At 52.1% G+C, this 23,965-nt stretch carries 24 protein-coding genes; 19 read left to right on the top strand and 5 right to left on the bottom strand.

Annotation, left to right across the window (positions count from 1 at the left end; translation table 11 throughout):
• Window positions 1–50 precede the first annotated feature (50 nt).
• The 5 genes from BM025_RS04090 (at window position 51) to BM025_RS19710 (ending at window position 4,743) form a co-directional block, all read left to right on the top strand.
• Complete coding sequence (locus BM025_RS04090) at window positions 51–911, top strand: NAD(P)-dependent oxidoreductase (RefSeq protein ID WP_211753557.1); 861 nt, start codon at window positions 51–53, stop codon at window positions 909–911.
• Between the two features lies 1 nt (window position 912).
• Window positions 913–2,421 carry an aldehyde dehydrogenase family protein gene (locus BM025_RS04085; protein ID WP_085847796.1) on the top strand — a complete coding sequence of 503 codons (1,509 nt, stop codon included), beginning with the start codon at window positions 913–915 and terminating at the stop codon, window positions 2,419–2,421.
• Between the two features lie 11 nt (window positions 2,422–2,432).
• Window positions 2,433–3,164 (top strand): serine acetyltransferase, encoded by a 732-nt coding sequence (locus tag BM025_RS04080; RefSeq protein WP_085847797.1) that lies wholly within the window; start codon window positions 2,433–2,435, stop codon window positions 3,162–3,164.
• The gene (locus BM025_RS04075; protein WP_085847798.1) at window positions 3,161–4,045 is read left to right on the top strand and encodes a VOC family protein; all 885 of its coding nucleotides are present in this window, start codon (window positions 3,161–3,163) and stop codon (window positions 4,043–4,045) included. Before BM025_RS04080 ends, BM025_RS04075 begins: the two co-directional genes overlap by 4 nt.
• 368 nt (window positions 4,046–4,413) lie before the next feature.
• On the top strand, window positions 4,414–4,743 hold the full coding sequence (locus BM025_RS19710; RefSeq protein WP_085847799.1) for a phage integrase central domain-containing protein: 330 nt from the start codon (window positions 4,414–4,416) through the stop codon (window positions 4,741–4,743).
• Between the two features lie 142 nt (window positions 4,744–4,885).
• On the opposite strand, the gene BM025_RS04065 is transcribed toward BM025_RS19710, so the two are convergent.
• The 5 genes from BM025_RS04065 to BM025_RS04045 form a co-directional block, all read right to left on the bottom strand.
• Window positions 4,886–6,205 (bottom strand): MFS transporter, encoded by a 1,320-nt coding sequence (locus BM025_RS04065; RefSeq protein WP_085847800.1) that lies wholly within the window; start codon window positions 6,203–6,205, stop codon window positions 4,886–4,888.
• Between the two features lie 160 nt (window positions 6,206–6,365).
• Window positions 6,366–7,646: a TRAP transporter large permease gene (locus BM025_RS04060; protein ID WP_085847801.1), complete on the bottom strand. Its 1,281-nt coding sequence runs from the start codon at window positions 7,644–7,646 to the stop codon at window positions 6,366–6,368.
• On the bottom strand, window positions 7,643–8,155 hold the full coding sequence (locus BM025_RS04055; protein ID WP_085847802.1) for a TRAP transporter small permease: 513 nt from the start codon (window positions 8,153–8,155) through the stop codon (window positions 7,643–7,645). Before BM025_RS04055 ends, BM025_RS04060 begins: the two co-directional genes overlap by 4 nt.
• Complete coding sequence (locus tag BM025_RS04050) at window positions 8,152–8,952, bottom strand: maleate cis-trans isomerase family protein (protein WP_211753556.1); 801 nt, start codon at window positions 8,950–8,952, stop codon at window positions 8,152–8,154. The genes BM025_RS04055 and BM025_RS04050 overlap by 4 nt, the downstream gene beginning before the upstream one ends.
• Entirely contained in the window at window positions 8,949–9,914 is a 966-nt protein-coding gene (locus BM025_RS04045; protein WP_085847804.1) for a TRAP transporter substrate-binding protein, read from the bottom strand. Before BM025_RS04045 ends, BM025_RS04050 begins: the two co-directional genes overlap by 4 nt.
• A 662-nt stretch (window positions 9,915–10,576) precedes the next feature.
• Between BM025_RS04045 and BM025_RS04040 the strand changes: the two genes are divergently transcribed.
• The 14 genes from BM025_RS04040 to argE all read left to right on the top strand — a co-directional run bounded on the left by BM025_RS04040 (window position 10,577) and on the right by argE (window position 23,864).
• Entirely contained in the window at window positions 10,577–11,782 is a 1,206-nt protein-coding gene (locus tag BM025_RS04040; RefSeq protein ID WP_085847805.1) for an alpha-hydroxy acid oxidase, read from the top strand.
• Between the two features lie 218 nt (window positions 11,783–12,000).
• Window positions 12,001–13,251: a flavin-containing monooxygenase gene (locus tag BM025_RS04035; RefSeq protein ID WP_085847806.1), complete on the top strand. Its 1,251-nt coding sequence runs from the start codon at window positions 12,001–12,003 to the stop codon at window positions 13,249–13,251.
• Between the two features lie 106 nt (window positions 13,252–13,357).
• Window positions 13,358–13,804 (top strand): type II 3-dehydroquinate dehydratase, encoded by a 447-nt coding sequence (locus tag BM025_RS04030; protein ID WP_085847807.1) that lies wholly within the window; start codon window positions 13,358–13,360, stop codon window positions 13,802–13,804.
• Window positions 13,801–14,736, top strand: coding sequence for a 2-hydroxyacid dehydrogenase (locus tag BM025_RS04025; RefSeq protein WP_085847808.1), 936 nt, complete (start codon window positions 13,801–13,803; stop codon window positions 14,734–14,736). Before BM025_RS04030 ends, BM025_RS04025 begins: the two co-directional genes overlap by 4 nt.
• 240 nt (window positions 14,737–14,976) lie before the next feature.
• Window positions 14,977–16,002 (top strand): ABC transporter substrate-binding protein, encoded by a 1,026-nt coding sequence (locus BM025_RS04020; protein WP_085847809.1) that lies wholly within the window; start codon window positions 14,977–14,979, stop codon window positions 16,000–16,002.
• Window positions 16,003–16,069: 67 nt separating this feature from the next.
• Window positions 16,070–16,924 (top strand): ABC transporter permease, encoded by an 855-nt coding sequence (locus BM025_RS04015; RefSeq protein WP_085847810.1) that lies wholly within the window; start codon window positions 16,070–16,072, stop codon window positions 16,922–16,924.
• On the top strand, window positions 16,924–17,733 hold the full coding sequence (locus BM025_RS04010) for an ABC transporter permease (protein WP_085847811.1): 810 nt from the start codon (window positions 16,924–16,926) through the stop codon (window positions 17,731–17,733). The genes BM025_RS04015 and BM025_RS04010 overlap by 1 nt, the downstream gene beginning before the upstream one ends.
• Window positions 17,723–18,844, top strand: a complete 1,122-nt coding sequence (locus BM025_RS04005) for an ABC transporter ATP-binding protein (protein ID WP_085847812.1) — start codon at window positions 17,723–17,725, stop codon at window positions 18,842–18,844. The genes BM025_RS04010 and BM025_RS04005 overlap by 11 nt, the downstream gene beginning before the upstream one ends.
• Window positions 18,841–19,842, top strand: coding sequence for an NAD(P)H-quinone oxidoreductase (locus BM025_RS04000; protein WP_085847813.1), 1,002 nt, complete (start codon window positions 18,841–18,843; stop codon window positions 19,840–19,842). The genes BM025_RS04005 and BM025_RS04000 overlap by 4 nt, the downstream gene beginning before the upstream one ends.
• The gene (locus BM025_RS03995) at window positions 19,839–20,450 is read left to right on the top strand and encodes a glutathione S-transferase (protein ID WP_085847814.1); all 612 of its coding nucleotides are present in this window, start codon (window positions 19,839–19,841) and stop codon (window positions 20,448–20,450) included. The genes BM025_RS04000 and BM025_RS03995 overlap by 4 nt, the downstream gene beginning before the upstream one ends.
• Before the next feature lie 44 nt (window positions 20,451–20,494).
• The gene (locus BM025_RS03990) at window positions 20,495–20,911 is read left to right on the top strand and encodes a RidA family protein (protein WP_085847815.1); all 417 of its coding nucleotides are present in this window, start codon (window positions 20,495–20,497) and stop codon (window positions 20,909–20,911) included.
• 93 nt (window positions 20,912–21,004) lie between these two features.
• Window positions 21,005–21,679, top strand: a complete 675-nt coding sequence (locus BM025_RS03985) for a DUF1028 domain-containing protein (protein ID WP_085847816.1) — start codon at window positions 21,005–21,007, stop codon at window positions 21,677–21,679.
• Window positions 21,680–21,740: 61 nt separating this feature from the next.
• On the top strand, window positions 21,741–22,667 hold the full coding sequence (locus tag BM025_RS03980; protein WP_085847817.1) for a LysR family transcriptional regulator: 927 nt from the start codon (window positions 21,741–21,743) through the stop codon (window positions 22,665–22,667).
• A gap of 12 nt (window positions 22,668–22,679) precedes the next feature.
• Window positions 22,680–23,864, top strand: a complete 1,185-nt coding sequence (gene argE, locus BM025_RS03975) for an acetylornithine deacetylase (RefSeq protein WP_085847818.1) — start codon at window positions 22,680–22,682, stop codon at window positions 23,862–23,864.
• Window positions 23,865–23,965 lie beyond the last annotated feature (101 nt).

Raw genomic sequence — 23,965 nt, 5'->3', positions numbered from 1 at the left:
GTCATTTCAATACGACATAGTTGGATCAACACAAGTAAGGATCAATGACAATGCGGCTTGGAATTATCGGATGCGGGAACATGGGCGGCGGCATGGCATCCCAGCTTATCAAAAACGGGTATGAAGTAACTTGCTTTGATCCCAGCCCTGAGATCAGCGGCAAAATGGCAACCCTCGGGGCAACGACAACGACGTCAGCTGGCGCTTTGGCCAAAGCCTGTGATGTCATCATATTGTCATTGCCGAAAGCCGCCGTCGTCGAAACCGTGATGGTCGAAATATTGCCAGACATTCAAACTGATACAGTGATTTTGGACACCTCGACCTCAGTACCCGCAACCTCACAAGCCATGTCTACCAAGGGCGAAAATCACGGATTTTCGTTTGTTGACGGTCCTGTCAGTGGCGGTCCTGCTGCTGCGAATGCGGGTACGATGACGATGCTTTTGGGCGGTGATCCTGACGCCATTGAAACGCTGCGGCCAGTCTTGGATTTGTTGACCGCGAAAACGGTCAAAGTGGGTGGATCAGGTGCGGGACACGCTGCCAAGATTGCGAACAACATGCTCTGCGCAGCCAATCTGGTTTTGGTCGGCGAAGCGGTTCGTTTGGGTCGAGCTGCGGGCGTCGCGCCAGCAGACCTGCTTGAGGGGATCAACGCTGGGTCTGGTCGTAGCGGTGTCAGCGAGGTCAACTTTCCCAAATGGATTTTGAATAATGCGTTCGATTCCGGTTTCACAATGGGCCTGATGCGCAAAGACGTAGGGCTTGCGCTTGATCTTGCGAAGTCCTCAGATGTTGATCTGAGCGGCTTTGCGGCAATCGCGGACATTTGGCTGAACGCATCGACGGATATTGCTGATAGCGACGATTTTAATGCAATCGTCAAAACAAGCCCAAAGGAGGTTTGAAATGACAGACCGTAAGCAAAAACTACTGGAGGCAATGGCGGTTGTCGGGCTTGGCACACACCCTCAAAGCCTGATCAACGGCGAGTTGGTCGATGGGACGGGATCCGAAGTGCAATTGGTTGACCCCTTCACCGAAGAGGTTCTGTTTACCTATGCCGACGCAGGGAACGCATTGGCAGCGAACGCCTGTGACGCCGCGCGACAGGCGCAAACGGCATGGGCCAAAGGCATCTCGGCAGCAGCCCGAGGGCAGGTCATGCAAGACATCGGGCGGGCTGTCCTTGAGAAGGTCGAGCCCCTCGCGACGATCGAAGCTATTATTGCAGGCAAGCCGATCCGAGACTGTCGGATCGAAGTGACCAAGGTCGCAGAAATGTTCGCCTATTATGCGGGGTGGGCAGACAAACTGCACGGCGAGGTCATCCCAGTGCCGTCTGGTCATCTGAACTACACACTACGTGAACCGCTTGGCGTGGTGTTCCAGATCACCCCTTGGAACGCACCTATTTTCACCGCAGGTTGGCAGATCGCACCAGCCATCGCGACGGGCAATGGCGTGGTGATCAAGCCCAGCGAGCTGACGCCACTCACCACAGTCGCCCTTGTTAAAATTGCCGAAAGTGTCGGCTTGCCCGTTGGCTTGGTGAACGTGCTGTGCGGTTTGGGGCCAACATCAGGACAGGCCGCTATCGCGCATTCCGCAGTACGAAAAGTTGTATTTGTTGGCTCGCCCGAAACAGGCAAACGGGTCGCCGTTGCCGCAGCCGAGGCCTTAAAACCTGTGGTTCTGGAACTCGGTGGCAAGTCGGCGAATATCGTCTTTGAGGATGCAAATCTGGAACATGCCTGTTTGGGCGCACAGGCGGCGATCTTCTCCGGTGCGGGGCAAAGCTGCGTGGCTGGGTCACGATTGCTGGTGCATAAATCGGTTCACGCCGAATTGGTTGGTATGCTGTCAAAGGGCATGAACAACATCAAACTAGGCGATCCATTGGATGACGCAACCGAAGTTGGCCCGATTAGCAATGCCCGTCAGTTTGCCCACGTCCGCGACATGGTCATGAACGCCAAAAACGCAGGGGCATCCGTTCTCACGCGCTCTGATACTAAACCCCAAGGCTACTTCGTGCCGCCAACGATTTTGGACGGCCTGTCCAATACCGCGACAGCCGCCCAAACCGAAATTTTTGGCCCCGTTGTTACCGCAATCCCGTTTGAGGACGAAGCCGATGCAATTGCTCTCGCCAATGCCACCAACTTCGGTCTGGCAGGTGCGGTTTGGACCGCTGACGTTGGCCGTGCGCACCGGATGGCAGATGCCGTGCGCGCAGGGACATTCTGGATCAACAGTTATAAAGCGATCCATGTGTCTTCCCCCTTTGGAGGCTCTCTCAACTCTGGTTTTGGACGCTCTAGCGGCACGGATGCCCTGATGGAATACACATCCGCCAAAAGCGTCTGGCTTGACAGCGCGCCAACACCACGGATCGCTTTCGGCTATGTGTCCTAAAGGAAAAATTGATGAAACTGGTTGAAGACGTCCAAGCGTTGTTGAACGGTGACCCACAATTGGCGAAGGTGCTTAGTCTCAGCGCCTTTGAGGATTTCCCGCAATTGGCGGGGGCTTTGTTCTGTCAGCTTTGCAACAGCGTTTCCATTGGGAACGTTGTTCAATCGGTCTATGCCTCGGATAGCCAACTGGTTAAAACAACCGTCTATGACATTGCCGAAACCGCGCGTCGAAATTTTGAACCAGGTGGCCAGCCCGCAACATTGCTGTTCTCTCGAGGGGTGCAGGCCATCATGGCGCACCGCGTAGCCCACAAACTTTGGGTGGACGGTGATACGAACCTATCACTCGCGATAAAGGTGAGTTGTGGACGCGCATTCGCGACGGACATCCACCCTGCCGCACAGATCGGCGCGGGCCTGTGGCTTGACCATGGTTTAGGCTTTGTCGTCGGTGAGACGTCTGTGATCGGCGAAGACGTATCGATTTGGCATAACGTCACTCTTGGCAGCACGCTGAATGATAGTGGTGCACAACGCCACCCTCATGTTGGCACAGGTGCGGTGATCGGTGCAGGAGCCATCCTTTTGGGCGGTATCACCATCGGGGCGCACGCTAATATCGCAGCGGGTTCAATCGTTGTGGAAGACATCCCCGAGGGCATGGTTGCTGTTGGATCAAAAGCCCGATTACGCGGGTCAGCACGCGTCAGCTTTGTGCAGACAAAAGGGACCTCATCATGAACGCTTCATTTGGAATTGATCACCCGCTGCTTGCGACCCGCGACATTGATGCGCTGCGCGAACGCCTGATATCTTTGGGCTTCAACATGACAGCCATCGGCAAGCACCCTTGGGGCACCAGCACAAGCCTTGCCATGTTTGACTGTTGCCTGCTTGAGATTATGGGCATCTATGATGACACGCTGCTGGACGAAGTACCTGCGGGGGATTTTCGGTTTGGGCGGCATGTCTATGAGCATTTGAATATTCGCGAAGGCGTCGCCCTATCGGCGTTGCACAGCACCAATTCAGTGGAGGATGCCAAACATGCGCAGAAAGCGGGCTTGGCCGTCGCTGGGCATTTGGACTTTGGGCGCGATGTGATCCTGCCTAACGGTACGGAGGGGCGCACAAAAACCACGCTCGCGCTGATGCCCGATGCCACATTCCCGCGATTGTCGTTCTTTTTATGCCAGCAACATCGTCCCGATCTTATCTATGTGCCAGAATGGCTGAAGCACCCCAACACAGTCAACGGCATTTGTGGGGTAAATGTTGTTGCTCACGAAAAGCACCATAAAGCCCTCAAGGCCCAGCTCGGTGGCTTGTACAAAGGCTTCGAGGTTTTGAGGGGAGGCTTTCAATACTGGACGGCCAATGGAGTGCTAAGGGTCTTAAGTGCTGATGCGTTTGAACGCGAAATTGCCCCCCTTACCGATGAAATTCGCAAAGAAGACACCCCAAGTATTGTCGGAATGGACTTCACGACCGGCGATCTGATTGCTCTGATGGATTATATTACGCAGAGCGAAGTCGAGCATCGCGCTGTCGAAAACGGTGTGGTTTTGACCGACCAATCCCTTACAGCCAATACAATCATGCGCTTCTTTGAGCGTCGGTAAGGTTCACTGTGAAAGACAGCAAACGCGAAACGTTCTCCGCCACCATAGATCGCATTAATCTGCGCTCTGGCAAAACCGTGATTAAGTATGGTGAGCAGCAAGAACACTTGGGGTTCTTTGATAAGGGATGAAGGTAAAACCGGACCTTCGCTGCGCAATGCATCAAGGTCCGCTCCGCAGAATAAACTGACGTTTGAATGATCAAAAAACATGAACGCCGTCACCTGCGCCTTGGAATATAAAACCCGTTGATATACTGGAATATAGCCCCCTATGTTTTGCGTCTTGTTTCCCATCGGTTGCTCTCCTTCTCAACGTCTTCATGCGAACCAGACATCAAATCCTCGTGCTGATGTTGCTGAACCCACTTGTTCAGCGTCGAAAGCCCCACACCCAAATCTGATGAAAGCTTGGGCCGCGTTAAGTCAACCGCTGACTTTGCACGGCTTTTGAAACCGCTCTGGCTCACCAAACCCGAAACCGCCAGTCGCGTGCGTCAGAGATGTGAACGGGTCATGACATGGTGCCTTGCGCATGAGTTTGCCGCGACCAATCCTGTCTCGGCAGTGACAGCACTCCTACCAAAGCAAAAAAGCAAGCGGGACCGCGTTGTCAATTTCCCATCAGTTCCATGGCGCGACCTGCCACCTATTGCGACCCACCTATTTGCGCGCACGGATTTGAGCGCACGGATTTGAGCGCACGGATTTGAGCGTTGGACGCCAAGCTCTTTTGTTTTTGATTTTGACAGCTACGCGTTCAGGTGAGGTGCGCGGTATGGCCTGAAGCGAAGTTGATCTCAAGACGCGCACCTAGCCCACCTCACCTAGATTAAATGCCTTAGAAATGCGTTCTCCAGTAAGGGTGTAACTCATCTATAATGAGAGCATGTTCATGTGTGCGTTTTCCGTTGAGGTGTGGGTGATCCAATGGCAAGTTCGCATGCGTGTGCCCGACTTGGCTTCTGTCGTTTGCAGGCCACTGCACGAGACAAATTATGATCCCCAAAAGCGTAAGGCTCGCCAACACAATCAAGGCTGGGATCATTCCGAAGGTCGTCATCGTCCACCCCGACAGCGGATAGGTTATGAGCCAACAGCCATGGCTTAGGGCAAATTGCACAGAAAAGAGCGCAGTGCGATCCTCAGGGTTGGCCGAGCGTCGCAAAATGCGCCCCGAAGGTGTGAGCACAACCGAGTAGCCAAATCCAACAAGTGCCCAAGCCCCGAGTAAATAGGCCCAGCTTAAGCCGTTTATCGCGATCAATAGGCACAGACCGACCAACGCGAACAGCATCAAAAACGCACCCGATATCATAGCCAGACGATCAGAGACCCTTGTGAGAAAACGCGGCAAAACTAGTGCTGCCAGCATTGATCCTGCTCCGAAAGCAAACATCGTCCACGCAAGCCCGCTATCAGAAAGACCAAGCAATTCTTTGACAGCAATGATTGTGTTGACCAAAACCATCGCGCCAGCAGCAGAAGCAGCAAGGTTCAAAGCAAGCAATCCACGTAAGCGTGGTGTCGCAAAATAGATATGAAATCCCCGCGCCATGCCACCGAAGACCTTGCTTTGCTTGGCTGTACTGGCAGACGGCAGCAATACAGACGCGACGAGCAAGGCAGACCCCACAAAGCCAGCCACAGTCCCTAAAAAGAGCGATCCAGAGCTCATCACGAGCAGCAAAAGCGCCGCCACAGTCGGGCTCAAAATGTTTTCCAGATCATAGGCCAACCGTGATAGCGATAGCGCGCGCGTATAATCGGCTTCATCGGGAAGAACATCAGGCAATGTCGCTTGAAAGGTTGGTGTGAACGCCGCCGAAGCTGACTGCAGCGCCAAGATCAATAGATAAACCTGCCAAACTTCCGTTACGAAAAATAATGCAAGCGCACATGTCGCTCGCACAATATCGAGGCCAATTAACAACCGGCGACGGTCCATCCGAACGGCAACCGCGCCAGCGATTGGCGCGACACAGACATATGCGATCATCTTGATGGTAAAAATGATGCCAAGCGTCTTGGCTGCATTCGCGCCAGAGAGGTCATACGCCAAAAGACCCAACGCGGTTGTCGCCAACCCCGTTCCCAAGAGCGCAACAACTTGTGCCGCAAAGAGGTTTCGATACGTGCGATTGGAAAGAATGTTCAGCATAATTACCTCAAGTGTTGGTGGCCCCTGAAACATGGGCAATGGACATATACCAATATGTTAGACGTGCTTGTGCGCTTCAAACGCGCTGGCTTTGAGCGCCGGCATACAAGGGGAAATCGATAGTCTGCCCCCCTGTACAACCGACACCGAGCCGCTGAATTTACATAAGAAAACTAGGTAGCCAAAGCGACAATGATGGCACCAATATCAAGACCAACAGCAATGCAATCATCGCGAGTAGGAAAGCTGTGTTCGCACGGGTCACCGCCATCACCTCTTCATTCCCAATCCGTGCGGCCACCAAAAGCGCAAGAGCAACTGGAGGCGTCACCTGCCCGATGGCGACAGTCATCACCATCAGAACCCCGAAATGCACGAGGTCTACATCCAACGTCATCAACGAGGGCAGCAAAACAGGCATAATCATCGGGATCAAGGGATCGAGTACCATGCCCGCGATCAACGCAAGCAACAGCAACGAGACAATTTGAAGAACCACCGATTCAAACGGGAACAGAACCGTCATAACCTCAGCCAAAGCGATAGGGACGCGAGCTTGTGACAAGGCCCACCCTAATGCCGTAGACAATCCAACGACCATGAGAACTTCGCCCGTCAAAATGGCGGCATCTACAGCCACGCGGTAAAGACCGCGAAAATCGAGGCTACGATACACGATCATAGATAAAAAGAGCGCGTAAGCGACCGCAAAGGCACCAGCCTCAGATGGCGTAAATAGGCCAAACACCAATCCGCCAAGGATCAACACAGGCATTCCCATCGGCAAGATCGCCGCCCGTCCAGTCTTGACCAAAAGCAGCCAAGAAAATCCTTGCGCGGGTTTCCAACCATGATATCGCGCAAGAAAACCAATCGTAATCATAAGAGCCAATGCCATAAGCAATCCCGGAATGGCCCCAGCAAGAAACATTGCGCCCAGCGAAGTCCCAGTCACTGCAGAATAGAGGATCATTGGCGATGACGGAGGCACCAAGACCCCGATACCAGACGATGTCGCGGTCAATGCCGCCGCGAATGGTCCGGGATAGCCAGCCTCCTTCATCTTTGGAATAATGACAGACCCGCTGCCCGCAAGATCTGCAACAGAGGTGCCGATCATGCCGCCAAACATCAAGCTGACAGCGACATTTACATGTGCCAAGCCGCCCCGCATCCAGCCAAGCAACGCGCTGGCAAGCGCGAATAGGCGATCCGCTATTCCCCCTGCATTCATGATACCGCCAGCCAGAATAAATAGAGGTAATGTGACAAGGATGTAATCAGACAAGCCGACCAATGTCTGTTGTGGCATCGCCAGCATCCAGCCACCCGAAAAGGTCAAAAAGACCACAACTGACGCCGCCAACGCCACGATGATCGGCAAACCAGCGAGCGCAAACACACACAGTGTTACAATTGTTGCAGCAGCGAGGCCCATCATGTCGTACGACCTCCGAAGGCTGCTTGTGCAGTGCGCAAGAGCAACACGGCAGCCATTCCCGCCATGCTCAGCATGAGAGCTGAAATACCAAGACCTTTTGGCATCCTTAGGATCGGAGAAACATCCGTGCCAAAGAGGTTGAGATAGGCCCCGATTTTTACGGCGAAAAAGGCCAGCGTGAAACTGCCTATTGCGCCGCAGACAACACCAAGTATACGGCGCGCACGGATCGGTAGACGCATGACCAAAACATCACAGCAGATCAAACTCCCACGCCAGACTCCCAGAAGTATACCAACGGAGGCGACCCAAATCATCGCTGTCATAACGATTTCTTCGCTCCACGGCAGAGGATTGTCGAAAATATACCGCCCCAGCGCATTCGCCAACACAAGAACAACAATCAATCCCATCAGCGCCGCGGCGAGCATTTCAGTGCCATGAATTGCTATCTTAGCGATTGGCCCCTTGACCGCGTTGCCTCGTATAAAGGTGATTACCGTGTTCATTCTCTCACCTCAGGCAAGCCATGTTGGAAAAGTGCGCCGTAGCCAGGGCAATCATCCGCGACACCCCCAAGACGAAGCGAATGCCAAAACGATGATTGGACAGCAGAAACAACTGGTTTCCCCAATTCCTTTTCGACAGCGTCGATCAATCCAGCGGTTAAGAAATTCGTGCAGCTGATGAACACCGCATTTGCTTCTGGCGTATCCATTTCACAAATCATGTCGAAAGTTTTTTGCAGCGGCACTTCAGCCAAGGCCTGATCCGTGTCGATTTTCAGATTGCGACTGGCGACAACGGGGTGGCCATTTTCTTCGAGGAACCGGATGGCACGGTTGTGAACCTCATCAACATAGGGCGTCGCTAGAATAACGGATTCGGCCCCAACCGCTTTCAAGCCAGCCAGTGACGCCGTTGAGGCCGTATTCACTTCAATTCCCGGCGCCCATTGCTTTAGTTTTGCAATGAGGGCCTGATCATAGGCTGTGCCATGCAAAAATGATGCAGAGGTTCCGCCGAAGCATAAGACATCAATAGGCGCCGAAGCCAAAAGGCGTGCTGCTTGTTCCAATTCAGGCGCATCCATCATCGCCTGAATGCCTTCGACGGTTACCTTTGGCAATTTTATCCGCGTCGTGTGAATGGAAACACCTTTTGGGGCCATGGCCCACATTTCAGCTTCCATAACAATGGAGGATGCCATAAAAATCAGCCCAATCCGGCAGCGATCACCATTGCCATCATAGGTGAATTTGGGGGCCATACGGCCCCCATTTATCGTGTTGATTTGCGTACTCACTGAAGCATTTCCTCTACAGCGACCATGAATTCTGGCGACACAATCTGAGCAAACTCATCGCGCAAAGGCGCAGCGGCTTCTTTAAACGGCGCCAAGTCAGGTGTATTCACCTTCAAGCCTGCCGCGGTGAATTCGGTGACCAAAGACGCGTCACTGTCATCAGACAAAGTGCGCGTGGCCGCGGCACTCACTTTTGCGGAAGCCATGACTTTTTCTTGTTCTTCTGCTGAAAGTGCGTCCCAAACTGAGCCAGCCATCGTCAATGTGATGGGCGTGTAGACGTGATTGGTAAGCGAAATGAATTCTTGAACTTCGTCAAAGGAAAACTCTTTGACCACTGAAAGGGGGTTTTCTTGACCGTCCAAAACCCCTTGGCGCAAGGCAACATAGACCTCGCCCAATGCCAAAGGCGTTGGTGCCGCGCCAAGTGCTTGGAATGCCATGATACGTGTCTGCGACCCGGGTGTGCGTAGTTTTAGCCCAGCAAGATCAGCAGGCGTCTCGATGGGGCGCACAGAGTTACTGATCGCACGGAAACCCAGCTCACCAAAGGCAAGAACTTTCAATCCGTTTGTTTCAAGCAAAGAGTCGGCCAACATGCTGCCAAGTTCGCCGTCAAGCAAGGTGCGCGCCGTTTCTTTGTCATCGAACAAGAAAGGCAAATCAAAGATCGCAAATTTGGAATCCAGTTCGACAATGTCGGACCCCAAAGGAACAACATCCAACTGACCTGCGCGCAAAAGTTCCGTCAGGGCCGTTTCATTGCCCATAGCTCCGCTTTCAAAGAAGTCGACGCTGAAATCTTCTGACGCCAACAAGTCGTCTTTAAAAACTGTAAGCATGACATTGAGCGGGTCACCTGGCGGTGTTTCGACCGCCATCGTAAGTTTGGTTTCTCCGAACCCCGGCAAGGCTGAAAACGCGGTCAATGCCGCCGCAAAAGCAAGTGTAATAGGTTTCATTGTGAACTCCCGTTGGTGTGCATGAGGCAATAGTGTCCTTGTGGACGCTTAGAATTGGAAATCGGACAAAACAGGTCTCTTGGGAGGGATGAAATAAGCCCCACAAAAGTAGTTTTACATCCAATTTCAATTTAGACGCTGCCTCTTGCAGCACGTCCCAACAATTACAGAAAACCTATCCTCTACGAAGCTATTCCCACATGAAGTCCATCAAGTAATTGATTTATATCAATAAAATAAAATTCCGATTTTCAAAGACACTCATATCAGAAAATTCACACCGTGGATTCGCACAATATTTACGCACATTTTTGGGAAATATAGGTCGCAGACGATTGATAATCCCGCCCCTTTGAATGGGGGGCATCTAGCGCGCCGCGCTTTAGGCATGCGCGTGATTTATGAAGTGTCCCCCTAAAACGAAACAAGGTTTTAGGCTGCTAAGGCTGAGCCTCATCACTTGAAAACCAAATACTAATTGAACGCAGCCTTCGTTGCATGATTTGATCCCCGCATCGCAATTGCACGAACAATCCAAGACTTTAAGCCTCTCGCGCCATCGCCACAAACGCATATTCCAACTCGATGATTTGCGGCAGAACCGTTGCTTAAAACCTTTACACACACATTGTTTTTCACCGTCTTTTATGGAGCGTCACCTCATGCCTGCCCACACAGTCCGCCACCTTTCACAGGCGCTAAACATTGAAGACTTGCGCACCCTAGCGCGTAGAAAAGTACCTGCTTTCGCTTTTTCTTATGTCGAAAGCGGCGCTGAAGACCATGCCACACTTGAACATAACCGAGAGGTTTTTAAAGGCCTGCGCATGATCCCTCGGCAATTGCGCGACATGAGTGAAATCGACACGACCACACAGTACTTCAATCGCCCAGTGTCGCTGCCTTTCGCGATATGCCCAACAGGTTACAATGGCATGCTTAGTCGGCATGGCGACCTGAAGCTTGCAAAAGCCGCACGGAAATTTGGCATTCCTTTTATTCAAAGTACGATGTCGACAAGCAGCATCGAAGCAGTCGCAGCTGAACTGCAAGGCAATGAACATTGGTTTCAACTTTATGTTCTTAAAGACCGCGCGATCAGTCAGCGCTTGATGCGCCGTGCCGCGGATGCTGGATGCGAGACGCTTGTCATCACCACAGATTCCGTCATCATTGGAAACCGTGAGGACGACAGAAGAAATTTTGTGCGCCCCCAAGTTTTGACCTTAGCTAAAAAGCTCAATGTTGCCCTACACCCACGCTGGGCTTTAGATGTTTTATGGCCAGATGGCGTCCCGATTTTTGGCAACCTGACAGAGTTTCTTCCTAAGGATCAGTGGTCAACGGCAGGAGGTGCGCATTTCATATCACAGCAAATGGAACGCGCGCTCGATTGGAAACGCATAGATGAAATTCGGGAAGATTGGTCTGGAAAACTCGTCATCAAAGGTTTGCTTCACCCTCAAGATATCGCACTTGCCCTTAAACACGGCGCAGACGGTGTCATTCTGTCCAATCACGGCGGCCGGCAGCTGGATGGCTCAGTCAGCCCCATGGAGCAACTTCCTGCAATTGTCGAACGCTTTGCCAGCCAATGCGAAATCTTCCTCGATAGCGGCTTTCGGCGTGGCAGTGATGTGGCCAAAGCGCTGGCACTAGGCGCGCGAGGTGCATTTTTAGGCCGTGCCACCCTTTACGGTCTCGCGGCGGGAGGGCAGCAAGGTGTAGAGACCGCCCTCCGGATGCTATCAAATGAGTTGGAAACCTGTATGGGGCAGCTCGGCTGCGCCAATGTACACGACCTTATGGCCACCCAAATGATCGTGCCGTCTGCGCCGTCACTCAAGCATTCGTTAGAAGATGCATAGGCAGTACATCGATATTTCCAAGCCTCTCGAAAAGAGCAAGGCCTAAGAAGGGTTTTGGCTACTCTCTACTATGGAAGTTCCTTCTTTTCTATCGAGATCGATACGCGCAGTGTCACCTTAAAGAAAATTTCAACCCAGTCACAGTGGAACGTTTCCATCAGCCTGAACAGATGGAAACGCGCGCTGTCTCGCTGGGAAAATAAAACTAGGATATGAATATGACAGTCGAAAAAACGGACACACTTGTCGTGGGAGCTGGGCAATCTGGGATTGCGATGAGTGAGCACCTCACCGAAATGGGGGTGCCACATATCGTTCTAGAGCGCAGCAGAATTGCTGAACGCTGGAGATCCGAACGGTGGGATTCACTGGTTGCAAATGGGCCGGCATGGCACGATCGTTTCCCCGGTCTTGAGTTCGACGATGTATCCCCTGAAACGTTTCCCCCAAAGGAACGCATGGCGCGCTATTTTGAAGATTATGCCACAATGGTGAACGCCCCTGTGCGCACCAACACCGAAGTCAAATCCGTCAAACGATGCGAAGGTCGTCCCGGTTTTATGGTCTCAACCTCACAAGGCGAGATCGAAGCTCAGCGCGTTGTTGCTGCGACAGGCCCATTCCAAGTGCCACTCTATCCTAAGATTGTCCCCGAGACATCCGACATCCAGCAAATCCACTCTTCTGCATATAAAAATCCCGACCAATTGGCTAAGGGAGCCGTGCTGGTTGTTGGCGGCGGCGCATCAGGATCTCAAATTGCCGAAGAACTGCAACGAGACGGGCGTAAAGTGTATCTGTCGATAGGTGAGCACTACCGCCCTCCTCGTTCGTATCGTGGGCGTGATTATGTTTGGTGGCTTGGCGTTCTGGGAAAATGGGACGAGATCAAAACCGAAGCGAAAAAGAAACACGTGGCTTTTGCGGTCAGTGGGTATGACGGCGGCAAAACAATCGATTTCCGCCGCTTGGGTAACATGGGCATCACCGTACTTGGCATCACCAAAGCCTATCAAGATGGCGTGCTGACCTTTGCCCAAGATCTTGTTAAAAACATCAATGAAGGTGACGAAGCCTATCTCGACGTTCTCAGAGAAGCGGACGCTTACGTTGAACGTAATGGTATCGATCTTCCGCTGGAACCAGAGGCGTGGGAGGTTCAGCCCGACCCAGACTGCATCGTCAATCCTATTCTTGATCTCGACATGAAAGAGGCTGGAATTACGACTATTATTTGGGCAACGGGGTTCAAATTCGATTTCAGTTGGATGCAGGTAGATGCGTTCCATCCAGACGGCACGCCGTTTCACAAACGCGGAATTTCTGCAGAAACAGGGATTTATTTCCTTGGACTTCCAGAACTGACCAACCGTGCATCATCCTTTATCTACGGATGCTGGTACGACGCAAAGTATATTGCGACCCATATCGGCGTTCAGCGAAATTATGTCGCGTATAAATCAGAATAACGACCAAGACCTACGCTTAGACATCTGATCTAGTTTATCAAAAAGCAAATGGCCGTTTCAACATCTGATGATGCTGATGCGGCCTTAACTCCATAAGGATTACCCAATGAAAACTGTCATGTTTCTCAACGGCCCCAACGCCAATTTATATGGTCTTGATCCAAAAGGGTCATATGGAAACGATAGTTTTCCGCAAATTGAATCTGCGTGTATGGCCTGCGCTGAAGATCTCGAACTTGAGCTCATCTTTCGCCAATCTAATCACGAGGGCGTGCTGATTGACTGGATTCAAGAAGCCCGCACGAGCTGTGATGGAATCCTCATCAATGCCGCGGGGCTAACCTATACCTCTATCGCCATTCTTGATGCATTGCTGGCCTTTGACGGCCCCATTATCGAATGCCACATGAGCAACATTTGGAAGCGCGAGGCCTTTCGCAGCCAATCATTCATCTCCAAAACTGCAACTGGCGTGATTGCCGGACTAGGTGTGCAAGGATATCTTCTGGGGCTCACAGCAATGAATACACTGATCAAGGATACGCAAGCATGACAGATAGTCTGGTATTTTACAGTAAACCCGATCCGTTTGAGGCGTGGCGCGATGCATTGACACCTCACTTGGGCGATCAGGTCCGCATCGAAAATGCAGACGCAGTCACCGACGTCGATGATGTACGGTATGCATTGGTTTGGATGCCCCCCATAGGCTTTTTCGATCGTTTTCCTAACCTTGACTTGGTGATCAACCTCGGGGCTGGCGTGGATAGGCTCGTTGCGCGTGAAGATCTTCCAGATGTGCCTATTACTCGACTGTCTGATCCCAAAATGGGCCAGATGATGGCAAGCTTTGTGTTGTTTGCTGTCCTGCGTCACGCACGCGAAATCCCTTACTTTCAAGCGGCCCAAGTACGCAAGGAATGGGCCTATAAACATCCCCGCGCAGCCAGTGACATTACGGTTGCTGTTCTGGGGTTGGGGCAACTCGGGGCGCTTGCGGCAAGCGAAATCGCGCGGCAAGGTTTTAACACCCATGGCTGGGCCACAAAACCTCAAGCCCTATCAGGGGTAACCGTCCACTGTGGCGATGATGCCCTCGACGCACTACTGAGGGATGCTGATATCGTGGTTTGTATGCTGCCTTTAACGCCAACGACCCGCGAACGTCTTGACGCGAGCAGCTTTGCCGCAATGAAGCCGGGAGCTGCTTTTATTAATGTGTCACGCGGCGAAGTCGTGGCGGAATCCGCACTCATAGAGGCGCTGCGCTCTGGCCACCTGTCAGGCGCGACATTGGACGTTTTTCAGACTGAACCGCTTGGGTCTGACCACCCTCTTTGGTCGATTCCTAATGTCCTCATTACCCCGCATCTTGCTTCCGTCGCGCTGCCCAAAAGTGCCGCACCACAAATTGCTGCCAACATTAAAGCTATCCAAAACGGCGATGCATTGAGCAACGAGGTTTCCAGAGTGCGTGGATATTAGGCACTCTAAATATACCTTTGTGATTGCGCTCTTGCACCGCAGCGCCAAGTATAGGTATTTCTATTTAAAATCACAATGTTAAGCTCCTAGAGTGGTAAAAACTTTGTAGAGGATTGAAATTTGTGATTTTTATAAACGTCGTCATTCACACAGGCTCAGGTTAAGAGACGGCCCCTCCTCGGATAGGCAGTCACCCCAGTTTCGAAAGACGCAATGTCACTTACCCAACCGGAGTTTAAAATGAAAAAACTACTCTTAACCGCCGCTGCGATAAGCATGTTTTCCCCTGCCGCATTTTCTGAAACATTGACAGTCAGCAGCTGGGGCGGAAGCTTTCGCGACTTGATTGATCAAACCATTGCTAAGAAATTCACTGAAGAAACAGGCGTCGAAGTCGAATTCATCACTGGCGGCACCATCGACCGCCTGAACCAAGCAAAGCTGAACCGGGATATGCCGGAAAGCGACGTCACTTTCACCACATCACACATTGGTTGGCTTTATACCAATGACGGGTTGTTTGAAGAGTTGGACATGTCCAAAATTCCAAACGCAGAAAACCTTGTGGAACAAGCCAAAATCAGCCCTGCTCACATCGGCGCATGGGCATATGTCTACACAATCGGCTATCTGCCTGATTCAGTGCCAGAAGGTATGACATTCGACAGCTGGAATGACCTATGGTCGCCAGAGTTAGAAGGCAAAATCGCGGCACCTGATTTTGATCCCTCGCACATCATTTCAGTCGCAGCAAAGCTTGAAGGCGTCGACATTGAAAACTGGCAGGATGCTTCCGAAAAGTTATTGGCCCTCAAGCCTAACTTTAAGGCCTTTTACACCAATGATGCGAACTCTCAGCAATTGCTGTCAACAGGCGAAACACCTGTGCAAATCATGCTCTCTATGAACGCTTACCACATGCAATCAGAAGGCTTAGACGTGCAGATTGCTATTCCCTCCGAAGGTGCTGTTCTGGGGGTCGATACCATGGGCATCACAGCAGGCACGGATCAAGAAGAGTTGGCATACAAGTTCATCAACGCGGCTCTAGACCCTGAAGTTCAAGCACAAATAGCTGAAATCAAAAAAGGCAGCCCGGTTGTATCAAACGCCGTACTCCCTGACGAGATCGCAGCGCTCCCTGGCATTTTCACGACGCCCGAACAGTGGGAAAGCGAAACGCTTATTATCCCGCATGATCTTCGTGCTGAAAAAACAGCCGAATGGCGCCAGTGGTTTTCGGAAAACATGATTTCCAACAACTAAGACTGACCGATACGACAGCCCAGCAGTCTAAACTGCTGGGCCCCCTCAAACAGAGTAGCCTTTTTTAATGTCGAAACGCCCTTTTCTTGGATGGTTTTCCCTACCCTCGGTCTTGATTGCATTTGCGATCGCCGCCTCTTTTATTGCGATCGTGCAATACAGTTTCAGGGCCTATGTACCCGGATCTCTCGATCCTGGCGGTTTCACTTTGGATAACTTTACGACGCTTTGGAAAACTGTCTACGGGCAAGCTTTTTTGAACACTGTATTGCTCTGTTTATGGACCGCAATATTCACCTTATTGATCGGCTATCCGCTTGCCTATGCAATGGTGCGCGCGCAATCGGTGAAGCTTCGCAGTGCCATTCTGTTGATCTCACTGACCCCGCTATTCCTAGGCGAGATTGTACGAACCTATTCGTGGATTATCGTGCTGGGCAATCGTGGCTTTGTAAACGCGACGCTCATGCAGATGGGGTTCATTGATGCCCCCATCAACTTTATGTTTACCATGACAGGCGTTGTCATCGCTTTGGTGCATTTTACATTGCCCATTGTGGTGGTGATGTTGGCCGCCGCCTTGTCCCATATCGACATGAACCTTGAGCGTGCCGCGACCTCTCTTGGCGCTGGCCGTGTGCGCGTCTTTGCAAGCATCACCTTGCCCCTGTCCATACCCGGTATCGCCGCTGCCACGTCAACTGCATTTGCCTGGACATTCTCGGCGTTTGCAACGCCGCAGATGATTGGCGGCGGCAAGGTACAGACCATTTCCACATTGGTTTACCAAGTTGGCTTTGCGTCGTTCAACTTCCCGCTCGCGGCATCGCTGTCGTTGGTCGGGCTGCTGTTCACCATTGCAGTGCTTGCAATTTTTAATACCGGCATTCGCCGTTTGGAAAAATTCGGAGCACATTCATAATGAAAAAGTCTCTCTTTGATCATCTGCTAGACTGGAGTGGTCGGGTCCTTTTGACCATGATCCTCGGCTTTGTGCTGCTCCCCTTTTTAGTGGTTTTTATCGCCTCCTTTAACGACAGTGCAATCCTATCCTTCCCACCCAAAAACTGGTCTTTGCGCTGGTATTCTAATGCTATTGAGTATCGAGATTTCGGCAAAGGACTGATCAACTCTCTTAAGGTTTCAGCCATTGCAGCAACGTTTGCGATGATCGCAGGCTCAGGCTTTGCATATGTTTTGAACCGCTATGATTTCTCACTGAAATCTTTGTTGAACAGCATACTCATGTCGCCTTTGATCATTCCAAATTTCACCATTGGTCTTGGCTTGCTTATCCTATCGACGGCAGCATCTCTGCCGAGAACAATTTGGCTGGTGGTTGCCGTGCATGTCATCATTGTGCTGCCTTTTGTGATCCGTTCTGTCTACGTTTCACTGCAAAACTTCGAACGCCGCTATGAGCAGGCCGCTGAGAGTCTCGGCGCAGCACCGCTACGTGTTCTGCTGACCATTACGCTTCCGCTTTTGGTGCCGGGTCTGATTTCTGGCGCGCTCTTTGCTGCCATTTTGTCCTTCAACGAGTTTACGGCCTCACTGTTTGTCGTGAACCAAGGCACCCAAACATTCCCCGTCGCGATGTATAACTACGTCCGCGAATACGCCGACCCAACGCTGGCCGCTGTCTCTGTCATTTACGTGATCGCCGTCGCAGCCCTGCTCCTCGTCGTGCATAAATTCTTCCGTCTTGAAAAGGTCCTCAATGTCGAATGAGATTTCCCCCAGTGTTCTGCAGAACAACACCCAACATCCAGCCGTTCAAATCGATGGTGTTGGCAAGTCTTTCTCCGGAACCGTCGCGCTAGAACCTGTCTGGCTGAAAATTCGCCAAGGAGAGTTTCTCACCTTGCTGGGCCCATCAGGCTGCGGAAAAACCACGCTGCTTAATCTGATTGCGGGCTTTCTTGAGGCGGATTGTGGCGAATTGTTTATCAACCGCGACCTTGTAACCCAAGTGCCACCACACCGGCGCGAAATTGGCATCGTGTTCCAAAACTATGCTTTATTCCCGCATATGAATGTGGCGCAAAACGTTGGCTACGGCCTACGCACACGCCATGTTTCCAAAGCTGAAACTGCAGAGCGCGTGCGTGAAGCATTGGAACTGGTCAAGCTCGGGGACTTTGCAGATCGCAAACCCAATCAACTCTCGGGCGGTCAACAGCAACGTGTTGCGCTTGCGCGTGCCTTGGTTATTCGCCCAAAGGTCCTGCTTTTGGATGAACCTTTTTCTGCGCTTGATCGAAATTTGCGCACAGCAATGCAAGTCGAGCTTAAAGAAATTCAAACCCGTCTCGGCCTCACGACAGTGTTTGTCACCCACGACCAAAGTGAAGCCCTCAGCATGTCAGACCGCATCGCAGTGATGTCTCGCGGGCAGATCCGTCAAATCGGGTCTCCGACGGATATTTACGACCGGCCTCAAAACCAATTTGTGTCAACCTTTGTCGGCGATGCAAACCTGTTTTCTGTCACTTTGCTGGACCGCGATGAAACCTTTGTGCGTCTCACGGTCGGCGAAACACAATTGCAGTTAGAGACGTACCAAGATGATCTTCCCGAACCTGGCCCAGTGACATTATTTGCCCGTCCCGAGCAATGCAAATTGACGCAAGCCGGACAGGCCGGAAGCATCCCCGCAACCGTTGCTTTGACCGTCTATCAAGGCAGTTATGCCGAAGTGCATCTCGACTGCGCCGCCGCGGATAATCGCGTGATGCAACGTGTTCCAGCAAGCGAAGCGCCAAGCGCAGGCACCAAGGTTGGTATCGCGTTACCGTCCCGTGGCCCTGCAATCTATAAACTGAATGGAGAGGTCGAATGACCAATACAATGCGTGCAGTGATTGCAAGCAAAGCTGGCGGCCCAGAGGTTCTCGAACTTGTTGAGCGCCCCATTCCTGTACCTGCAGCTGGAGAGGTCCTTATTCGCGTTGCCGCATCAGGTATTAACCGACCTGATATTATGCAGCGCTCAGGCGCTTTGCCTGCACCTGCCGATGTGTCCGACATCCTTGGGCTAGAAGTCTCAGGAACCATCACACGCCTTGGTAAAGGTGTGGATGGTCTGTCCGAAAATACAGATGTGATGGCCTTGGTCAAAGCTGGCGGATATGCTGAGTACGTTCTTGCTAAGGCGGATCACTGCCTTCCAATTCCTGAAGGACTAACCAAGGCAGAGGCTGCCGCACTTCCTGAAGGACTATTCACGATTTGGCACAATCTCTTTGATCGTGGGGCCCTTAAAGCTGGCGATCGTGTTTTAATTCAAGGGGGTGCCAGCGGTATAGGAACACTGGCATCGCAACTCACGACGGCTTGGGGGGCTGACGTTTTTGTCACCGCAGGCGGCACTGAGAAATGTGCGAAATTAAGTCAGATGGGCATACATGCCATTGACTACCGTACAGCGGATATCACCGAAGAAATTATGCGCGTGACTGACGGTCACGGTGTAGACGTCGTTCTCGACATTCTTGGTGGCGATATGATCAACAAGCACCTTGCCTGCATGGCGCAAGGTGGACGCCACATCGGCCTTGCATTTATGACTGGCATGATAGCGCCAGTGGATCTTGGGTTGGTTATGCGAAAAGGTCTTTGGCTCAGCTCATCCACGCTTCGGCCGAAAAGTGATACGGAAAAGGCCGAGATCGCACAGAGCGTTCGTGAAAAGCTTCTGCCCCTGATTGCCAGCGGAGACGTCCGCCCAGTGACATCCCAGACCTTTGCGTTAGATGATGTGGCGCAGGCGCACGCGCTTTTGGAAAGTGGCAACAATATTGGTAAGATCGTCTTGGCGATGCAAACGGCCGCGTTATGAAGCTTTCACTCTATTGGGGATCGGCGTCACCATTCGTACGTAAAGTGATGGTTGTCGCGCATATGTTGCAGATTGAGGACTCCATCGAGGTGCTCGACAGTGCAGCGCACCCCACGGACAGAGACACACGCATTCAGGCCTTTAATCCGCTGGCGAAAGTCCCAGCGGCTCGGACTGAAGACGGTGTTGTTTTGTATGATAGTCGCGTGATTTGCGAATACCTCGACACTGAAAAAAATGGTGGGATAGTCCCGCGCGCAGGTGCCCCCCGTTGGACTGCGTTGCAACGCCAAGCCCTCGCCGATGGATTACTGGATGCGGCATTGCTGATCCGTTACGAAACGCTGGTGCGCCCTGAACCGCACCGCTGGCCACTGTGGATCGAAAAGCAAACCGAAAAAATCATGGATGCGCTCGACGCTATGGATGCCGACATTCCAGATGATGGATGCCAAGACATCGGCGCAATCACCTATGCCTGCGCCCTTGGCTGGCTAAACTTTCGCTTTCCTGAGCTGAATTGGCAAGAAAAGCGGCCTGCGTTGGCGCATTGGCACGCCGAGTTTGAGAAAACCCCTGCCTTGATAGCCACCCGCCCCACGGCCTGACCCCCTTCAGCAATGACCTCTGCGATATAAAAAGGAGCATTCCGATGCCACACATCCGCCACAGAAAATTCAACACAAAAGAAACGTACCCTGAGCAAAACCTTGATAACGATTTGTCGCAAGCCGTTATCGCCAAAGGCGGAACGACAATATTTTTGCGTGGTCAGTGCCCCCAAGATTTGGATACGGCAGAAAACATCCAAGGCAACGACCCTGTTGAGCAAACCCACAAGGTCATGAGCAATATTCGCCAACTTGTAGAAGAATGTGGTGGCGAGATGCGTCACGTTACGAAACTGGTCGTGTATTTGACGGATGTACGCCACCGCGAGGCCGTTTACAAAACCATGGGTAGCTATATCAAAGGCGTTTACCCAGTCTGCACTGGGCTGGTGGTTGTCGCCTTAGCGCGCCCTGAGTGGCTGGTCGAAATTGATGCCACAGCAGTCATTCCCGACTGATTTCAATTGTGTAACTTTAAGGCTTAGCGCCATTTTCCGCACTAAGCCTGAACACAATCGCATTCACCTTGAGCCCTTCCCCTTGGAGATCACATGACTTTTTCTATCATTGGCCACTGCCCTGACACCGGTATGTTTGGGGTCGCAATATCATCGTCATCCCCAGCAGTTGCTGCACGGTGCTCCTTTGCACGTGCAAAGGTTGGTGCTGTTGCGACACAAAACATCACGGATCCGCGATTGGGTCCACATGCTCTTGATCTGATGGAACGCGGCGCAAGCCCATCAGAAGCCCTATCAATCCTTGAGCGTAGCGGGCCACATATGGGCTACCGACAAGTTCTAGCCGTCAATCGATCAGGCCAAAGCGCAATCGTCTCAGGCACTCACGTTTTAGGTCTATGGTCTGAAGCCACAGGACGCGACACAGCCGCCGCAGGTAATCTATTGGCGGATGCAGGCGTGCCAGAAGTCATGGTGCAATCCTTCATTAACAGCACGGGTCACTTAGGCCAGCGGCTCTTGGGGGCTTTGCGCGCAGGCTTAACGGCTGGCGGCGAAGCTGGGCCAGTCCATTCTGCGGGTTTGCTGTTGGTTGATCAAGAAAGTTGGCCTCTGGCGGAACTGCGCTGTGACTGGACAGAAGAGTGCCCCATTACAGCCTTGGAAGCCTCGTGGGTCGTTTTTCAGCCCCAAATGGAGACATATGTCACCCGTGCGCTCGACCCGCGTGATGCGCCCTCTTATGGTGTTCCGGGCGACGAGTAACTACAGTTTACGAGCGTAAATCCAAAGCAATCGCAGCTTCCAAGAAAGGTCCAGTTACATCATGCCGTTACGATTTACTTTGAGACAACTTGAATATTTCATTGCGGTTGGCGAAGCTGGAAGCATTGCTCTAGCTTCTGAAATGGTCAATGTCACAGCGCCCTCAATGTCATCAGCCATTGCGCAGCTTGAGGCTGGATTTGGCGTTCAACTGTTTACCCGTCGCCATGCCCAAGGATCAGTCCTGACACCTGCGGGCGTGCGCTTCACGGAACAAGCCCGCGAAGTTTTGGCCAATGCTGCGCAGCTCAACGATATGGCCAATATCTATACAGGCAGCGTTCGCGGTCCGCTCAGGGTTGGTTGCCTGAAGACATTCGTTCAAGTCATGGTGCCACAGTTGCGTCGTGGTTTTGAGGACAAGCATTCCAACGTCGATTTCAACCAAATCGAACTGGATCAAGCACAGATATTCGATGCCTTAGGCTCTGCCAGAATAGATATAGCATTGACCTACGACCTTTCATTACACAGTGATATCGACTTTCAGCCACTGCAACCCTTGCCACCTTATGTTATGGTCGCAGTCGATCATCCCTTGGCCGGCTTTAGCGAATTAACAGCGTCTGATTTGATTGATCACGAAATGGTACTGCTCGACATGCCGCATAGCTCCGATTACTTTTTGTCGTTTTTTCGCAGTTTAAGCCGCCGTCCCAGCATTGCAGAACGGACGTCCGAGATCACAATTCAGCGATGTTTGGTCGCAAATGGCTTTGGCTTTGGTATTTCAAATATGCGCACAGTTTCAAAGACTTCTATGGATGGAATGCCGCTTAAATTTATCCCGTTGAAAACCGATGTGCCACCACTTCAACTCGGTATTGCCCTGCCCAAAGCGAGCCATGTTTCGCGTACGATTCAAGCCTTTATTGATCACTGCCACGAAGCCGCCGATGCCAATAAACTCCCCGGCCTCGTGATATAATAGGAAAGCTAAATGAGCTCCGAGATTTTAGACATTCTGACAAAACTGGTCTCATTTCAGACTGTGTCACGCCAATCCAATCTGGCCTTATTGGAATACGTAGAAGGCTTACTCGGCCCGCTTGGTGTACGGCTTGAACGGTTTACCAGCAGTGATGGCACGCGCGCAAACCTCTGGGCCAGTCTCGGGCCGCAAGGGTCTGGCGGCGTGGTCATGTCTGGGCATTGCGACGTGGTGCCTGTGGCAGGCCAAAATTGGAGCAGTGACCCATACACATTGCGCCGCAAAGATGGCAATCTATACGGGCGCGGCACGGCAGACATGAAGGGTTTTTTGGCAGTGGCCATCCACACGATGATGCAAGCAGCCCAATCCCCATTAAAGCTACCTTTGCACCTCGCCATTTCATATGACGAAGAGATCGGCTGCCTCGGTGTGCGCGGGATGCTGGACTCTCTTGCCCAACGTCCAGAACGCCCCGCGCTTTGTATTATCGGTGAACCAACCGGAATGCGCATCGCAACGGGCCATAAAGGCAAGCGCGCGTTACACGCCCGTTGCCATGGGCAAGAGGCGCATTCTGCATTGGCACCGGATGCCCTGAATGCCTTACACCTTGGCGCGGCCTTGATTGCGCGCATTCAAGATCAACAAGCTGAGCTTGAACAGCATGGTGCCCGCGATATGGTCTACGATATTCCTTATTCCACACTTCATGTTGGCACGATGCAGGGGGGCACAGCGCTTAATATTGTGCCTAACTTGTGTGATATCGAATTTGAAATACGCAACATTGCGGCGGATGACCCTGACACACTTATTGACAGCATCACTGACGACGCGACTGCAATCGTAGAACCGCATAAAAGCCGCTTTCCGAATGCACGCATCGAGATCAAACAAGTCTCCGGCTACCCTGGCTTAGATACGCCGCTAGACACCCCAAGCGTCACCTTTCTGAACACGTTGATGGACCCAGAGAGCGCTCTCATTAAAGTCGCTTTCGGCACGGAAGGCGGCCTGTTCCAAGAACGCCTCTCAATACCGGCAGTGATTTGCGGACCGGGACACATGACACAAGGGCATAAGCCCGATGAGTTCGTCAGCGAAGCACAGCTTGCCAAGTGTGATCAATTCCTTTCAGCGATAACCGCGGCCCTACAAGACGGTATGGAACCAACCCTTCAAGCCTTCTAACCTTGCCCACTCTAGTGTGGACCTGCCGCGTTTTCGGCCTCCTCCATTGATCGTCCCTAACCAACGTACCTAGCAAAAGCGACGAAACTAAACGCTGAGCA

The sequence above is a fragment of the Pacificibacter marinus genome, assembly GCF_900109555.1.
Classification (GTDB): domain Bacteria; phylum Pseudomonadota; class Alphaproteobacteria; order Rhodobacterales; family Rhodobacteraceae; genus Celeribacter; species Celeribacter marinus_C.
Note: the sequence above shows the minus strand (reverse complement) of the source record. Positions and strands in the feature narration are given on the sequence as shown.

Bases quoted from the DNA above. Each gene is read 5' to 3' on its own strand.
- BM025_RS03985 (WP_085847816.1), top strand. From the start codon at position 21,005: ATGACTTTTTCTATCATTGGCCACTGCCCTGACACCGGTATGTTTGGG.
- BM025_RS04030 (WP_085847807.1), top strand. From the start codon at position 13,358: ATGAAAACTGTCATGTTTCTCAACGGCCCCAACGCCAATTTATATGGT.
- BM025_RS03980 (WP_085847817.1), top strand. From the start codon at position 21,741: ATGCCGTTACGATTTACTTTGAGACAACTTGAATATTTCATTGCGGTT.
- BM025_RS04040 (WP_085847805.1), top strand. From the start codon at position 10,577: ATGCCTGCCCACACAGTCCGCCACCTTTCACAGGCGCTAAACATTGAA.
- BM025_RS04000 (WP_085847813.1), top strand. From the start codon at position 18,841: ATGACCAATACAATGCGTGCAGTGATTGCAAGCAAAGCTGGCGGCCCA.
- BM025_RS04085 (WP_085847796.1), top strand. From the start codon at position 913: ATGACAGACCGTAAGCAAAAACTACTGGAGGCAATGGCGGTTGTCGGG.
- BM025_RS04045 (WP_085847804.1), bottom strand. From the start codon at position 9,914: ATGAAACCTATTACACTTGCTTTTGCGGCGGCATTGACCGCGTTTTCA.
- BM025_RS04035 (WP_085847806.1), top strand. From the start codon at position 12,001: ATGACAGTCGAAAAAACGGACACACTTGTCGTGGGAGCTGGGCAATCT.
- BM025_RS04075 (WP_085847798.1), top strand. From the start codon at position 3,161: ATGAACGCTTCATTTGGAATTGATCACCCGCTGCTTGCGACCCGCGAC.
- BM025_RS03990 (WP_085847815.1), top strand. From the start codon at position 20,495: ATGCCACACATCCGCCACAGAAAATTCAACACAAAAGAAACGTACCCT.
- BM025_RS04055 (WP_085847802.1), bottom strand. From the start codon at position 8,155: ATGAACACGGTAATCACCTTTATACGAGGCAACGCGGTCAAGGGGCCA.
- BM025_RS03995 (WP_085847814.1), top strand. From the start codon at position 19,839: ATGAAGCTTTCACTCTATTGGGGATCGGCGTCACCATTCGTACGTAAA.
- BM025_RS04090 (WP_211753557.1), top strand. From the start codon at position 51: ATGCGGCTTGGAATTATCGGATGCGGGAACATGGGCGGCGGCATGGCA.
- BM025_RS04010 (WP_085847811.1), top strand. From the start codon at position 16,924: ATGAAAAAGTCTCTCTTTGATCATCTGCTAGACTGGAGTGGTCGGGTC.
- BM025_RS04005 (WP_085847812.1), top strand. From the start codon at position 17,723: ATGTCGAATGAGATTTCCCCCAGTGTTCTGCAGAACAACACCCAACAT.
- BM025_RS04080 (WP_085847797.1), top strand. From the start codon at position 2,433: ATGAAACTGGTTGAAGACGTCCAAGCGTTGTTGAACGGTGACCCACAA.
- BM025_RS04025 (WP_085847808.1), top strand. From the start codon at position 13,801: ATGACAGATAGTCTGGTATTTTACAGTAAACCCGATCCGTTTGAGGCG.
- argE (WP_085847818.1), top strand. From the start codon at position 22,680: ATGAGCTCCGAGATTTTAGACATTCTGACAAAACTGGTCTCATTTCAG.
- BM025_RS04065 (WP_085847800.1), bottom strand. From the start codon at position 6,205: ATGCTGAACATTCTTTCCAATCGCACGTATCGAAACCTCTTTGCGGCA.
- BM025_RS04060 (WP_085847801.1), bottom strand. From the start codon at position 7,646: ATGATGGGCCTCGCTGCTGCAACAATTGTAACACTGTGTGTGTTTGCG.
- BM025_RS04015 (WP_085847810.1), top strand. From the start codon at position 16,070: ATGTCGAAACGCCCTTTTCTTGGATGGTTTTCCCTACCCTCGGTCTTG.
- BM025_RS04020 (WP_085847809.1), top strand. From the start codon at position 14,977: ATGAAAAAACTACTCTTAACCGCCGCTGCGATAAGCATGTTTTCCCCT.